The sequence below is a fragment of the Streptomyces cyaneus genome (assembly GCF_004028635.1).
Taxonomy (GTDB): domain Bacteria; phylum Actinomycetota; class Actinomycetes; order Streptomycetales; family Streptomycetaceae; genus Streptomyces; species Streptomyces cyaneus.
Genome location: NZ_ML138678.1, coordinates 1,372,810 through 1,386,750, shown reverse-complemented (window position 1 = coordinate 1,386,750; position 13,941 = coordinate 1,372,810). Strand labels below are relative to the sequence as shown.

13 protein-coding genes and 1 pseudogene are annotated in these 13,941 nt (G+C 71.9%); 10 read left to right on the top strand and 4 right to left on the bottom strand.

All coding sequences use genetic code 11. The features are described 5' to 3' along the window. Positions 1–19 precede the first annotated feature (19 nt). Entirely contained in the window at positions 20–1,492 is a 1,473-nt protein-coding gene (locus EHO50_RS06175; protein WP_128428737.1) for a glycoside hydrolase, read from the bottom strand. A 278-nt stretch (positions 1,493–1,770) separates the two neighbouring features. On the opposite strand from EHO50_RS06175, the gene EHO50_RS06170 reads away from it, so the two are divergent. The 4 genes from EHO50_RS06170 to EHO50_RS06155 all read left to right on the top strand — a co-directional run bounded on the left by EHO50_RS06170 (position 1,771) and on the right by EHO50_RS06155 (position 4,818). Next, positions 1,771–2,553: a class E sortase gene (locus tag EHO50_RS06170; RefSeq protein ID WP_128428736.1), complete on the top strand. Its 783-nt coding sequence runs from the start codon at positions 1,771–1,773 to the stop codon at positions 2,551–2,553. A gap of 79 nt (positions 2,554–2,632) precedes the next feature. Beyond that, complete coding sequence (locus EHO50_RS06165) at positions 2,633–2,944, top strand: DUF6412 domain-containing protein (RefSeq protein ID WP_128428735.1); 312 nt, start codon at positions 2,633–2,635, stop codon at positions 2,942–2,944. Between the two features lie 134 nt (positions 2,945–3,078). Continuing rightward, the gene (locus EHO50_RS06160; protein WP_128428734.1) at positions 3,079–3,792 is read left to right on the top strand and encodes a YidC/Oxa1 family membrane protein insertase; all 714 of its coding nucleotides are present in this window, start codon (positions 3,079–3,081) and stop codon (positions 3,790–3,792) included. Between the two features lie 168 nt (positions 3,793–3,960). Next, the gene (locus tag EHO50_RS06155) at positions 3,961–4,818 is read left to right on the top strand and encodes a fumarylacetoacetate hydrolase family protein (RefSeq protein ID WP_128428733.1); all 858 of its coding nucleotides are present in this window, start codon (positions 3,961–3,963) and stop codon (positions 4,816–4,818) included. 112 nt (positions 4,819–4,930) lie between these two features. Here the strand turns inward: EHO50_RS06155 and EHO50_RS06150 are convergent, their stop codons facing one another. Continuing rightward, the gene (locus EHO50_RS06150; protein WP_128428732.1) at positions 4,931–5,458 is read right to left on the bottom strand and encodes a heme-degrading domain-containing protein; all 528 of its coding nucleotides are present in this window, start codon (positions 5,456–5,458) and stop codon (positions 4,931–4,933) included. After that, on the bottom strand, positions 5,455–6,528 hold the full coding sequence (locus tag EHO50_RS06145) for a Gfo/Idh/MocA family protein (RefSeq protein WP_128428731.1): 1,074 nt from the start codon (positions 6,526–6,528) through the stop codon (positions 5,455–5,457). Before EHO50_RS06145 ends, EHO50_RS06150 begins: the two co-directional genes overlap by 4 nt. A 48-nt stretch (positions 6,529–6,576) precedes the next feature. Here EHO50_RS06145 and EHO50_RS06140 point away from each other — a divergent pair, with 48 nt between their 5' ends. From EHO50_RS06140 to EHO50_RS06115, 5 genes and pseudogenes are all read left to right on the top strand, one after another. After that, on the top strand, positions 6,577–7,818 hold the full coding sequence (locus EHO50_RS06140) for an ROK family transcriptional regulator (RefSeq protein ID WP_425472134.1): 1,242 nt from the start codon (positions 6,577–6,579) through the stop codon (positions 7,816–7,818). Positions 7,819–8,018: 200 nt separating this feature from the next. Next, positions 8,019–8,885, top strand: a complete 867-nt coding sequence (locus tag EHO50_RS06135; RefSeq protein WP_128428730.1) for a hypothetical protein — start codon at positions 8,019–8,021, stop codon at positions 8,883–8,885. A gap of 485 nt (positions 8,886–9,370) precedes the next feature. Beyond that, entirely contained in the window at positions 9,371–10,150 is a 780-nt protein-coding gene (locus tag EHO50_RS06125) for an HAD-IIA family hydrolase (protein ID WP_128428729.1), read from the top strand. Positions 10,151–10,279: 129 nt separating this feature from the next. After that, positions 10,280–10,804, top strand: a pseudogene (locus tag EHO50_RS44815) (hypothetical protein); the annotation flags it as partial. Between the two features lie 160 nt (positions 10,805–10,964). Continuing rightward, on the top strand, positions 10,965–11,630 hold the full coding sequence (locus EHO50_RS06115; protein ID WP_128428728.1) for a class F sortase: 666 nt from the start codon (positions 10,965–10,967) through the stop codon (positions 11,628–11,630). Positions 11,631–11,907: 277 nt separating this feature from the next. Here the strand turns inward: EHO50_RS06115 and EHO50_RS06110 are convergent, their stop codons facing one another. Continuing rightward, positions 11,908–12,657 (bottom strand): GAF and ANTAR domain-containing protein, encoded by a 750-nt coding sequence (locus EHO50_RS06110; RefSeq protein ID WP_128428727.1) that lies wholly within the window; start codon positions 12,655–12,657, stop codon positions 11,908–11,910. A gap of 186 nt (positions 12,658–12,843) precedes the next feature. On the opposite strand from EHO50_RS06110, the gene EHO50_RS06105 reads away from it, so the two are divergent. Continuing rightward, positions 12,844–13,875: a glycoside hydrolase family 6 protein gene (locus EHO50_RS06105; protein WP_128428726.1), complete on the top strand. Its 1,032-nt coding sequence runs from the start codon at positions 12,844–12,846 to the stop codon at positions 13,873–13,875. Positions 13,876–13,941 lie beyond the last annotated feature (66 nt).

Genomic DNA, 13,941 nt, shown 5'->3' with positions numbered 1-13,941 from the left:
TTGCGTCACACCCGTCGCGTCAGATCACCACCCCGTCGATCTGCAACGTCTGCACCGACTTCGCCGCGAACGGGACTGCCACCGACTTCCCGCTCAGGGTCGTGTTCGAGTACGCCCGGTACTGGTCCCCGCCCGTCGTCACCGTGTTCCAGCGCGGGACCAGGCCGCCTGAGCCGCCCGAGACCGTCGTGAATCTGGACAGGTCGAAGGTGAGGGTCTGGGCCGACGTCGACGTGTTCAGCGCGACGATCACCAGGCGGCGCGCTGTCGCGTCGTAGGCCGCCACCGCGTAGCTCACGCCCGTGTCGAGGATCCTCATCCCCGGGCGGATGTGGCGGCTGAACTGGGCCATCACATAGTGCTTCGTCTGGACTGTCGTCGGCTGCAGGGTATTCGCGTCGTACGCGATCATCGCCCAGCCGGTGGACGGGTCCATCACCTGCCAGTAGACCCAGGCCGTCGGGTGCAGCCAGCGGAAGTCGTAGAGGAGGTTGAAGGCCATGTTGTAGCCCGTGCCGTCGCTGTCGCCCGTTTCCGAGTTCCAGAGCTTCTTGCCGGACGTGGTGACCACGTCCGTGTAGAGCAGGTCGCGGCGGCCGCCCGAGCCCTGGTAACCGTGCACGTTGACCTGCGACACCAGGGCCTTCGTCGACGCGCCGAAAGACCCCCACGTCGAGCGGGCCGTGTCGTAGTTCGTCTCGTCCGATGCCGCGATGCGGACGCCCGTCAGGCCTCGTTTGTCCAACTCGCTGCGCATGTACGGGAGTACGGCCGCCTGGACTGCCGGGTCCATGTGGCAGCCCTCCTGGGTGCCGGTGGCGGTCCACCAGGTGGAGGCCGGCTCGTTGAAGGGGTCGACCGTCGCGAAGTTCACGCCCCAGTTGTTCTTGGCGTACAGGGCTGTGGCCGCCAGGTGGGAGGCGTGCTGGCGGTAGTTCCAGGTCTGGAGGTTGTTGCCGCCGCCCGCCGCGCCGGACGGGTTGTGGTTGGAACACATCCACCACATGGGGGAGTTGGCGAAGAGTTCCGTGGTCGCGCCGCGCTGCGTCGCCTTCTGCAGCATCGCGCGCTGGTTGGCGTCCGCCGTCCAGTCCCAGGCCGTGGAGGTGGGGTCCTCGTTGTTCCAGTCCTGCCAGAAGCCTTCGATCTGCTTGAAGGCGGGGATGTTGGGCGACGCGGCCATCGACTCGCCGTTCACGGTGTTCCAGCTGCACGCGCCGAGGTTGTAGCGGGCGATGTTGAGGCCGAGGCCGGGCAGGGTCGTGCCGTTGTAGGTCACGGAGTTGGTGGTGAAGAAGAGGTCGGCGAAGTCGTTCCGGTTGCCGAAGACGTTGGCCCACCAGGCCAGGGACGTGCCCCAGCCCTCCCAGGTGCCGTACGACGTGCCGGGGTTGACGGCGATCGTCGCGTCCGCGTGTGCGGTGCCGGTCGCCAAGGCGCTGCCGAGGACGGCGCCGCCTGTTGCCGCCAGCAGAGTTCTGCGTCGGATCATGACTTCTCCGCTTCGCTCAACGGCCGGTCGTCGCCGAACCGGCGTCGTGGACTGTCCAGCTCATCCGGTCATCCGTTGATGCCGACAGGAAGCATCTGGTGTGGCGTATGAGGTTGTCGAGGGTTCCGACAGCCCTTTCTCAAACCTGTGGAGGAAGTGTTCGGGGGGCCGGACGCGCATGGGTCGCGCATGGGTCGCGCATGGGTCTGCGCGTGGGTCTGGAGACCTCGCGGGGCGGCGTCTATCGTGCGGGCGGCCCCGGCGAAGGAGGCGCTCGGATGGTGCGGGTTCGCGTCGTGCAGCACGGCGGACTTCGGCGGCGTGCCCTGCGGCGGCGGGTGTTGTGGGGTGGTGGGGAGGTTCTCGTCACCGTCGGGGCGGTGCTCGCGCTGCTGGTCGTGCATCAGGTGTGGTGGACCAACCGGGAGGCCAGGGCAGGCGCCGAGCGCGAGGTCAGGGCACTTGAGCGGGCCTGGGACGGGGGAGGCGGCGACTCCCGTACGGCCGACCCGGCGGCTACGACCCCGCCCGCGCCCGCGTCCACCGGCTCGCCCGAGCGGTCCGCCGGCAGCCGACGCGGGTCCGCCGCCCCCGCTCCGGAGCCCGACTGGTCCCAGGCCTACGCCATCCTCACCATCCCCCGCCTCCACCTCCGCGTCCCCGTCGCCGAAGGCGTCGGCAAGAGCGGCGTCCTCGACAGGGGCTACGTCGGCCACTACCCCGGCACCCAACAGCCGGGCCAAGCAGGCAACTTCGCCCTCGCCGGGCACCGCAACACCCACGGCGAGCCCTTCCGGTACATCAACCGGCTCGCGCCCAGGGACACCATGCGGGTCGAGACGAGGAGCGCGACGTACACGTACGCCGTCGACCAGACGCTGCAGCGGACAGCCGCCCATGACGGGAGCGTGATCCGGCCGATCCCGCGCTCCACCGTCCGGCCCGGCTACGGCTACGACGACCCCGGCTACTACCTCACCCTCACCACCTGCACGCCGGAGTACACGTCGAAGTACCGGCTGGTGGTGTGGGGCAAGCTCATCTCCATGCGGCCCCGGTGACACCGCCGACACCGGCGATACCGGCGACACCGGTAACATCAGGGTCGACGAAGCGAGCCGTACGAGGGGAGGGGCGCCGATGATGCGGAAGTTGGCGCATCTGCGTCCTGCCGCCGTGCTGGTGCTTCTCTTCCTCGAGATCGCGCTGCTCGATACCGGCAGCCTCTCCGCGACCGTCGCGCTCGCCGCGACCGCTGCCGCCGGTTCCGCGTTCGCCGTCTGCTCCCTCCTCGCCTCGCGTGCCGCGCCCGCCGTGCCGCCCACCCGGGTGCGCACCGCCATCCGTGACCGGGCCCGCCGTACGGCCTTCCTGCCGCAACGCGACCCCGACGCCTCGGGCCGGCCACGGCCCAGGGCACCCGGGCACGCCCTCCCGGCGACCGTCGCGTAGGGCACGCACACCTTCGTCTCCGTCCGAGACGTGTGACCCCGCGCGGGTCGTCATGCCGCTATGCCGATTTCCGGCATTTCCCTGATTGCCCTGGCAATCGCTCCGGCACGACGAGACCCCCGGAGGGCTCACCCATGTCCGTTTTCGCCGACCTTGTTCAGCAACTCGCCGACCTGCTCCACCCGCTCTTCGGCGCGTCCGCGGCCGCCGCCGCGATCGTCCTGTTCACCGCGTTCGTACGACTCCTCGTCCACCCCCTCTCCCGTGCGGCGGCGCGAGGGCAGAAGGCCCGCACCGAACTGCAGCCGAAGATCGCCGAGCTGCGGAAGAAGCACGCGAAGAACCCGGAGAAGCTGCAGCAGGCCGTACTCGCACTGCATGCCGAGGAAAAGGTGTCACCGCTGTCCGGGTGCCTGCCGAGCCTGTTTCAGCTGCCCGCGTTCTTCCTGCTCTACCACCTCTTCTCGAACACGACGATCGGCGGCCAGGCCAACGAGCTGCTCACCCACCAGCTGTTCGCCGCACCCCTCGGTGACCACTGGAAGGACGCGCTCGGCGACGGCGGGGCGTTCGGGGATGCGGGGCTCGTGTACATCGGGCTGTTCGTGGTCGTCGCCTGTGTCGCCGCGTTCAACTACCGCCGTACGAAGCGGATGATGGCCGCGAATCCGGCGGTGCCGGTGGCCGACGGTGAGCCGCTGCCTGGGATGGGGGCCATGAGCAAGGTCATGCCGTTCATGTCCTTCTTCACGCTCTTCACCGTGGCGGTGGTGCCGCTGGCGGCAGCGCTGTACGTGGTGACCAGCACGACGTGGAGCGCGGTGGAGCGGGCAGCGCTCTATCGCTGATCCGGTTCGCTGATCCGGTTCGCTGATCCGGATCACGGATCAGGTTCGTTGATCCGGTCCAGTACGTGAACCAGGTATTGCGAGATGGCCGTCGACCTTGGAGGATCGACCAGTCCTCCGATGGCTGCACCCATCGGTGGGCGCCCGCGATCGAGGGAGATTGTGATCATGAAGCTGCTGCGAGTCGGTACGGCTGGAGCGGAGCGTCCCGCGCTGCTCGACGCCGACGGGACCCTGCGGGACCTGTCGGGCGTCGTGCCGGACATCGACGGACCGCTGCTCGCCGACGACGCCGCGCTCGGCCGGATCCGCGCCGCCGCGGACGCCGGTGAGCTGCCCGCGCTGGACGCGACCGGGCTGCGGGTCGGGCCGCCGCTGGCACGGATCGGCAAGATCGTGTGCATCGGACTGAACTACCACGACCACGCCCGCGAGACCGGCGCCGAGCCGCCCGCCGAGCCGGTCATCTTCTTCAAGGCCGCGGACACCGTCGTAGGCCCCCATGACACGGTGCTCGTGCCGAGGCGGTCGACGAAGACCGACTGGGAGGTCGAGCTCGCGGTCGTCATCGGGCGTACGGCCCGGTATCTGGAGTCGGACGAGGAGGCGCTCGCGCATGTCGCCGGGTATGCGGTGGCGCACGACGTGTCCGAGCGGGAGTTCCAGATCGAGCGGGGCGGGACCTGGGACAAGGGGAAGAACTGCGAGACGTTCAACCCGCTGGGGCCGTGGCTGGTGACCTCGGACGAGGTGCCGGACCCGCAGAACCTCTCCCTGAAGCTGTGGGTCAACGGCGAGCTGAAGCAGGACGGGACCACCGCCGAGCAGATCTTCCCGGTGGCGGAGGTCGTGCGGTACGTCAGCCAGTTCATGACGCTGTACCCCGGTGACGTCATCAACACCGGGACGCCGGCGGGGGTGGCGCTGGGGCAGCCCGAGCCGAAGCCGTTCCTGCGGGCCGGGGACGTGGTCGAGCTGGAGATCGAGGGGCTCGGTCGGCAGCGGCAGGAGTTCAAGGATGCGTAGGCGCTCCGCTGGGAGAGCCGGGGAACTGCGGTTGTTCGTCAGCTGCGGGTTGGTTCGTGGTTGCTCGCGCAGTTCCCCGCGCCCCTAAAAGCCTAAAGACAGGGCGTTTCGCCTACTGCTTGTCCAGGAACTCCTCCAGCGCCTCCACCACGAACCTGTGGTCCTCCAGCTGGGGCAGTCCGCTCACCGTCACCGAGCCGATGACCCCGACCCCCTCCACGTTGATCGGGAACGAGCCCCCGTGGGCCGCGTAGGTGTCCGGGTCCAGGCGGGACGAGTCCTCGAACGTCGTGCCCTTGGCTCGGAAGCGGGCGCCGACGACGTACGACGAGGCGCCGTAGCGCTCCACCACCCGGCGTTTGCGCGCGATCCACGCGTCGTTGTCGGGGGTGGAGCCGGGGAGGGCCGCGTGGAAGAGCTGCTGGCCGGCCCGGTGGATGTCGATGGCCACCGGGGCCTGGCGCTCGCGGGCCAGCTCGACCAGGAGGGAGCCGAGGGCCCAGGCGTCGTCGTGGGTGAACTGGCGGAAGACCAGGCGCCGCTCCTGGGCCTCCAGCTCCTCCAGGGGCGGGGTGAGTTCCGGGTGGAACCTCGGGGTGAGTTCCTGGTTGTGTGTCTGATGCGACTGGTTGTGCGTCACAGCGTCACCACCACTCCGTCGTGTGCCGAACGACGCGCCGCCTCCAGTACGTCGAGGGCGGATGCCGCCTCCAGCGCCGTCACCGGGTTGGGGCCGCCGTCCAGCAGAGCCTTTGCCACGGCCGCATAGTAGGCGGGGTAGTCGCCGGGAAGGGTGGGTTCGACGCGGCCGCCGCCCGTCAGGGGGGAGTCCCCGGAGCCCACTCGGCCCCACATCGAATCGGGTTCCGTACCCCACTCGGCAGCCGTGCCCGGGCGCTGCCCCTCCCGCAGTGCCGCCTCCTGCGGGTCCAGGCCGTACTTCACATAGCCCGCCTTCGAGCCCAGCACCCGGAAGCGGGGGCCGAGTTGGGCGGTCGTCGCGGAGGCATACAGGTGGGAGCGGACGCCGCCGGCGTGCGTGAGGGCGATGAACGTGTCGTCGTCCGCCTCGGCGCCGGGGCGGCGGACGACCGACTCGGCGTACACCTGCGTGACGGGGCCGAAGAGGACCAGTGCCTGGTCGACGACATGGCTGCCGAGGTCGTACAGCAGACCTCCGATCTCTGCCGGGTCGCCGGACTCCCGCCAGCCGCCCTTGGGTTGCGGCCGCCAGCGCTCGAAGCGGGACTCGAAGCGCCATACGTCGCCCAGCTCGCCGTCGGCCAGGAGTCGGCGCAGGGTCAGGAAGTCGTTGTCCCAGCGGCGGTTCTGGAAGACCGAGAGGAGCAGGCCGCGCTCCTCGGCCAGCGCCGCCAGCTCGCGTGCCTCGGCCGCCGTGCCGGCGATCGGCTTGTCCACGACGACCGGGAGGCCCGCCTTCAGGGCGGCGGTCGCGAGCGGGACGTGCGTCTTGTTCGGGGACGCGATGACGACCAGGTCGAGATCGGCGGCGCGGGCGAGCAGCTCGTCGGGGGTGGCGGCGACCCGTACGTCCGGGTGCTCGGTGCGGGCCTGCTTCTGCCGCTCGGGGTTCGACGTGACCACCGTGTCCAGGGCGAGCCCCTCGGTGGTGGCGATCAGCGGGGCGTGGAAGACGGAGCCGGCGAGGCCGTAGCCGACCAGGCCGACGCGGAGGGGAGTAGCACTCATGAAGCCCACTTTCGCAACGCTGTTGCCAAAGTGCAAGCGCCAGGGACAATGGGCGGCGTGAACAGGACGAAGGGGATGGGTGGCACGGTCGGCGGCACGGACGGCAGCACCGTCGGCGGCGCCGCGCGGCGGAGCCGCAACTCGATGCAGCTGGGCGCCCTGCGCAGTCACAACACCGCGCTCGTGCTCGACCTGCTGCGCACGGCCGGCCCCGAGGGCATCAGCCGACTCGAACTCGCCGAGCGCACCGGCCTCACCCCGCAGGCGGTCAGCAAGATCACCGCCCGGCTGCGGGAGGACGGGCTCGCGGCGGAGGCGGGGCACCGGGCGTCGACCGGGGGCAAGCCGCGTACGGTGCTGCGGCTGGTGCCGGAGGCCGGGCATGCGGTGGGCGTGCATCTGGACCGGGACGAGCTGACGGCCGTGCTCTGCGACCTGACGGGAGCGGTGGTCGCGCAGCGCAGGACCCCGCTGGACCTGGGGGCCGGTGCGGAGACGGTCGTCGAGCGGGCGGTGCGCGAGGTGCGCGAGATGGGGGAGATTGGGGAGATGGGGGAGGCGGCGGAGGCGCGCGACGTGGGGGAGGCGGCGGCCGGGGTGGCCGGGGGTGGCCGTCGGCCGGGTGCCGTGCTCGGTGTCGGGGTTGCCCTGCCCGGGCCGCTCGACCATCGGCGCGGTGTGCTGCACCGGGTCACCGGGTTCCCGGAGTGGAACGGCTTCCCGCTGCGGGACGTGCTCGCGCGGCGCCTCTCCCTCCCGGTCGTCGTCGACAAGGACACCAACGCCGCCGCCCTCGGGCTCGCGGTCGGCGGAGAGGCCGGGGCCTCCGCGTCCTTCGCCTATCTGCACTTCGGCGCGGGGCTCGGCGGCGGGCTCGTCATCGGGGGAGCGGTGCACCGGGGCACCCGTACGGGAGCCGGGGAGTTCGGGCACCAGGTCGTCCAGCTGGACGGGCCGCCCTGCGAGTGCGGTAACCGTGGCTGCGTCGAGGCGCTGTGCCTGGCCGCCGTGGCGCGGGGCGAGACGGCGGAGGCGGCCCGCGTGCTCGGCACCGCGGCCGGCAATCTGGTCGCCCTGCTCGATGTCGACCTCGTCCTGCTGGGCGGCCGCACGGTCGCCGCCGCGCCCGACACCTTTGTACGCGGGGTCGCCGCCGTCCTCGACGAACGTGCCCGGCGCGCGGGTGGGGACGCGGTGCCGGTGCGGGTCGCCTCCAGCGGGGGGCGGGGGGTCGCCGAGGGGGCGGCTCAGCTGCTGCTGGCGCCGTTGTTCGGGCGGGCCGGGGGCTGAGGCGGGTGCGCGTGTGCTGATGGGCATGCGCTGACTGGCGGGTGCTGACTGGCGGGTGCTGACTGGCGGGTGCTGACTGGCGGGTGCTGATTGGCGGGTGCGGATCGGCGTGCGTTGGGCCGGCGTGCGCTGATCGAGGGGACTTGCGCGGCCGTACGGAATGGCACCCGCCGGACCTCGTTCCCACCCGGCATGGTCATGTGATTATGCGACTGCGTACACCCGCTTCCCTCTGCCTCGCAGCAGCCGCCCTTCTCGCCGCGGCGCCCCCGGTGCGCGCCGAACCTCCCGCCGCTCTCCCCAGTTGCGCCACCGACGACGGGGCCTTCCCCCTCACCACCCGCCTCCACGGCGGCCCCGCCTCCTACGAGGCCGGCGGCGGTTACGGCGTCTGGTACCTGGACCTCACCAACACGACCGTCCGGACCTGCACCGGCATCCACCCCGTCGTCGTCCTCGTCGACGGCAAGCGTGCCCTGAAACCGTCCCAGCCCCGCCTGGAGTTCTACGGCATCCCGAAGGGGAGCCAGGACGACAGCCAGGACGGCGGCCCGACCGGCGATCCGGACGGTGCCCGCCCCCACCCAGTCCGCTTCGAGACCACCGACGAGGACGAACTCGTCGGTGCCTTCGGCGGCTTCCCCGGCTTCACCGTCGGCCCCGGCAAGACCGTCACCGTGAAGGTCCGGCTCGCCATCACGTCGGACGCCGCCCCGAACGAGGTCACCGCCAACGCGGCTGTCGTGCAACGCCACGACCGCGACGGCGACTGGGTCGGCCAGTCCAACGACTACCGCTTCACCATCGAAGCCGACCCGACCGATGCCGCCGACCCCACCGACCCGGCAGGCAAGGACGGCTCCGCCCACCCCGCCGCCTCCACCTCCCCGAACCCCTCGGCAACCCCCGGCACCGACACCGCCCGCAACCAGCTCACCCTCGCCGACGAACTCGCCCGCACCGGCCTCACCACACCCCACGGCGCCACCCTCATCGCCACCCTCACCGCCACCGCGGCCATGCTGCTGGCCGGCGCCGCGCTGCTGGTCGCCCGGAGACGCCGCTGAGCCGGCCCTTCAGAGGAAGCTACGGCGGCAGGGGCGGAGCACGGCCGTCGCCGGGCCCCAGCTCGAACAGCCCCTCCGACGCCACGGGAGCTGTCGGAGAGGGCAGGGGCCGCCATCAGCCACCGCGCCCTGCCGATCGGCCAGGCCCGGCACGCTCTCGCTGCCGAGACCGGCCTCGAACGCGTCAGACCCGTGTGGGACAAGGAGCGCGTCCTGGTCGCCGACGACGCGTGGGTCGGCCTGGAGGGCGCTCGGGTCGCCGTGGCTCGGGTGCCGTGTCCCGACGCCGGCTTCGAGACCGTGCCGGGCACCCCGCGCGAGAGGCGCCGTTCATCGGGACGCCGCCCGCCCTTCCCATGTTGCTTCGCCAGTTCACGGTGATCGACGGGGTCAGGATCAGCCACTCCTGACTACCCTGGGGGCGTCGGTACGCCGTGGTTCCGGCGCCCCCGCTCATCCCGTACGCAGGCCAGGAGCACAGCAACATGGCAGACCGAAAGCCCATCGAGTCATGGCTCACCGACATGGACGGTGTGCTCATCCACGAGGGCGTACCGATCCCCGGCGCCGACGCCTTCATCAAGAAGCTGCGCGAGTCCGGCAAGCCCTTCCTCGTCCTCACCAACAACTCGATCTACACCCCGCGTGACCTGCACGCCCGGCTGCGGCGCATGGGCCTGGAGGTGCCGGTCGAGTCCATCTGGACCTCGGCCCTCGCCACCGCCCAGTTCCTGGACGACCAGCGGCCCGGCGGCTCGGCGTACGTCATCGGCGAGGCGGGCCTGACGACCGCGCTGCACGACATCGGCTACATCCTCACCGACCACGAGCCGGACTACGTCGTCCTCGGCGAGACCCGTACCTACTCCTTCGAGGCCATGACCAAGGCCGTGCGGCTCATCAACGACGGCGCCCGTTTCATCTGCACCAACCCCGACGAGACCGGCCCCTCCGCCGAGGGCCCGCTCCCGGCGACCGGTGCGGTGGCCGCGCTGATCACCAAGGCGACCGGCAAGCGGCCGTACTTCGCGGGCAAGCCGAACCCGCTGATGATGCGGACCGGGCTGAACGCCATCGGCGCCCACTCCGAGACCAGCGCCATGATCGGCGACCGTATGGACACCGACGTGCTGGCCGGCATGGAGGCCGGGATGCAGACGTTCCTGGTGCTCACCGGGCTGACCCGGCCCGAGCAGGTCGAGAACTTCCCGTACCGGCCGTCCAAGATCGTGGACTCGATCGCGGACCTCGTCGACCGCGTCTGACTGCGGCCGATAGCGGCTCCGCCGCGTGGCGGCCGCCCCGGAACACGACCCGTACGGAGCAGTGCGGGCCCCGTTGAGGATGCGGGGCCCGTGCCGCGGGGGGAGTCTCCAGGTAACTGGAGGTTCACGATGGGATCACTGCGGGTCACTCTCTGTGCCATCGCCGCCCTGGGGGCGGTCGCCGCCATCCCGGCGGCATACGCGGCGGACGGGGGTGTCTCGATCAGTCCGTCGTCGCCCCGCCCCGGCGGTGACATCGCCCTGCGGATGAGCGGCTGCCCGCAGAAGACCGCCACGGCCGTCTCCGCGGCGTTCGTCGCCGGCGCACGCCTCACGGCAGGAGCGGACGGCACCCTCGTCGGCGAGAGCCGCATCCGTTCCACGCTCACGGCGGGCACGTACGACGTGAAGGTCGCCTGCGGGGAGGCGCCCCGCACGGGCGCCGTCACCGTCGTAGGGCAGGGGGCGCAGCCGTCCGTACGGCACGGGGCGCAGCCCTCGGCCCCCGCCTCTCCCGTGGCCCCCGTCCCCGCCGGCGGTGGCGGCACCGCACACGCCGCCGTAGTGGACGCCCGCGAGGCCGGTCCCGGCACGGCGCACACCGTGACCGGGCTGGTCCTCGCGGGCGTCGCCGCCACCGCCGTGGGGGGGCGCCGCCCCCCCCCCCCCCCCGCCCCCCCCCCCCCCCGCCCCCGCCCCCACCCCCCCCCAACAGCGGGCGCCCCCCCCGGGGGGGGGGGGGGGGCGGCGGGGGCGTCGCCGCCACCGCCGTGGCGCGGCGCAGCGCCCGCCGCAGACGCGACCCCCGCTGACCATGGCCGAGCACGAACGCCCCACCTACGGCGGCCGCCTCCTCATGGGCGTGGCCTGGGTCGTGCTGCTGCTCGGGCTGTGGCTGTGGGGGCGGGAGCTCAGCGACGTCCAGCAGGGCATATCCGCGCCGGTGTCGGGCGACGTCGCGGCGGTCGGACGGCCGCCGGAGGTGGAACTGCCGCCCGCGGTACGGCCGTTGGGGGACGCACTGCCGCAGCGCCTCGACATCCCTGGCCTCGATGTGCAGGCCCCGGTGGTCGCCCGGGGACTCGATCCGCGGGGTGCGATCGATCCGCCGCCCTACGACCAGGCCGGTGTCGTCGGGTGGTACGCGGCCGGGGTGAAGCCGGGGGCCGCCGGGGCCGCGCTGATGGTGGGGCATGTCGACACCGAGAACCGGCCCGCCGTCTTCCACCGGATCAGCGCGCTGAAGCCGGGCGCGACGGTGCGGGTGCTCCGCGACGACGGCAAGCTCGCCGAGTTCACCGTGGACGACGTCCAGGTCGTCGCCCGCGACCGCTTCGACGCCCGGCAGGCCTACGGTGCCCACCGCTCCGGGCGCGCCGAACTGCGCCTGATCACCTGCGGCGGCACCTTCGACCGGGCCACCCGCAGCTACACGGCGAACGTGATCGTCTCGGCGTACCTCACGGGCACGGGGCTGTGAGGGGCCCGAGGCGTACCTGGCCCGGTCGACGGCCCGCTCCCCCCGAAGCCGCCGACCGGGCCGGTCCTCGACCGCGCGCGCACGGGCTGCGGGAGTAACCCGGCGACCGGCGCGGGAGGCCTTCACATGACCACAGTGGGGTGGTCCGACCGGGGGCTGGGGTCGTCCGTTGAAGACTTTAGAGCCGATGAGGGCCGCGGCCTAGGGGAAGGTCGACGGGGGGCCGCGTGCGGCGCTACGGGCGTCCCTCGTCGTCCGCCTGCTCCGTCCGCTCCGCCTACTCCGCCTCCCGGCGCAGCGCGGCGTCGTCCGCGACCCGGTCGACGACCGCCCGCGCGACCTGGTCCAGGGGCAGCTGATGGCGGCGCGCGTACTGCCGCATCGCCACGAAGGCATGGTCGGCCGAGATGCTCCAGCGCTCGGCGAGCATGCCCTTGGCCTGCTCGATGCGCACCCTGCTGGACAGCGCCTGCTGCAACTGATCGGCGAGGGTGCGGCATTGGACGTACGCGGTGTTGTTCTGCAGTCCGAGCGCCGCGCAGTCGGCGATGAGCTGGGCCAGCCGCAGCGCCGTACCGTCGTCGTCCTCGGCGGGCAGGCCGGGCGCGAATACGTTGAGGGCGCCGAGCAGCCGCTGCCCGCGACGCAGGGGGACCGCATAGGTGGCGGCGATGTCGTGGACGAGCGCCCGCTCGGTGAACTCCGGCCAGCGGGCGGCTTCCCGGGCCGCCCTGATGGAGACCGGCGGCACCGGCCGGCCGGAGCCGTAGCTGTCCAGGCAGGGCCCGTCGTCGCGCTGGGCCTGGAGCAGTTCCGTCGCGATGTCCCGATGCGTGCCGCTCGCCGCCAGCGACACCGCCTGGCCCTCGTCGATCAGCATGAACCCGGCGGCCCGCGCCGCCAGTAACCGCACACAGTGGTCGGCGACGCCCTGTAAGTAGTGCACGGCCTCGAAGCCGTCCGTGAGGGTGTCCGCCGACTCCACCAACGCCTGTGCCAGCCGGATCTCCCGGGTGGACCGGTGCATGACCGCCCACTCCCCTTCCCCTGTTCCCCTGTGGATGCCGCCCCCTGCGGGCGCTCCCCGTACCCCGCTCATCAGAGCCGTCATAGTGGCTGTAACAGCTCCCCGACAAGGCTCGGCGACCTCGTATGCCCCACGACACGTATGTCAGGATTGAGCCTTGGAACAGTGCACCCGAGGGGGAGCTGGATGTACCTGAAGAGGGGGGCCTGGAGGGGCGCTCGCGCGCGGACGTCCGCGGTGGTGCTGGGGGCGGCACTGCTGATCGCGGGCTGTTCGTCCTCCGGGGACGGCGAGGAGCCGGACGACAACGCCGGCGCCGCGATCAGTCAACAGCCCAAGGAAACAGATCCGTTCTGGGTGAACCCGGACGGCAATGCGGCAGAGCAGGTGGCGGCCTTGGAGAAGGCCGGCAAGAAGGAGGACGCCGAGCAGATCCGCAAGATAGCGCAGCAGCCGACGGGCGAGTGGATCGGCCCGGAGAACCCGGAGCAGGAGGCACGCGGCTACACCGAGGCCGCCGACAAGGCCGGCCGTACCGCCCTGCTGGTCCTCTACAACATCCCGCACCGCGACTGCGGCCAGTACTCCCAGGGCGGCGCCGCCGACGGCAACGCCTACCGGGACTGGATCGACGGCGTGGCCAAGGGCATCGAGGACCGGGCGACGACGGTGATCCTGGAGCCGGACGCGGTGCTGCACCTGGTCGACGGCTGCACCCCGGACGAGTTCCACGAGGAGCGCTACGACCTCCTCAAGGGCGCCATCACCAAGCTGAAGTCGCTGAAGAACACCAAGGTCTACCTGGACGCGGGCAACGCCGGCTGGGGTCATCCCGACCAGATCTTCGAGCCCCTGAAGTGGGCCGGCATCGACCAGGCCGACGGCTTCGCGGTCAACGTCTCCAACTTCTACACGACCAAGGACTCGACCGCGTACGGCAAGCAGCTCTCCACCAAGGTGGGCGACAAGCCGTTCGTGATCGACACCAGCCGCAACGGCAACGGCCCCTACAACCAGGGCAACCCCGACGAGCGCTGGTGCAACCCGCCGGGCCGCGCGCTGGGCGAGACCCCGACGACCAAGACGGCGGACCCGCTCGTCGACGCGTATGTGTGGGTCAAGCGCCCGGGCGAGTCGGACGGCGAGTGCAAGGGCGGCCCGAAGGCGGGCGAGTGGTGGACGAACTATGCCCTGAGCTTGGCGAAGGCCAGTAAGTAGCGCCGGGTCCCCCCCCCCCCGGGGGGGGGGGGGGCCCCGGCCCCCCCCCCCCCCCCCCCCCCCCGA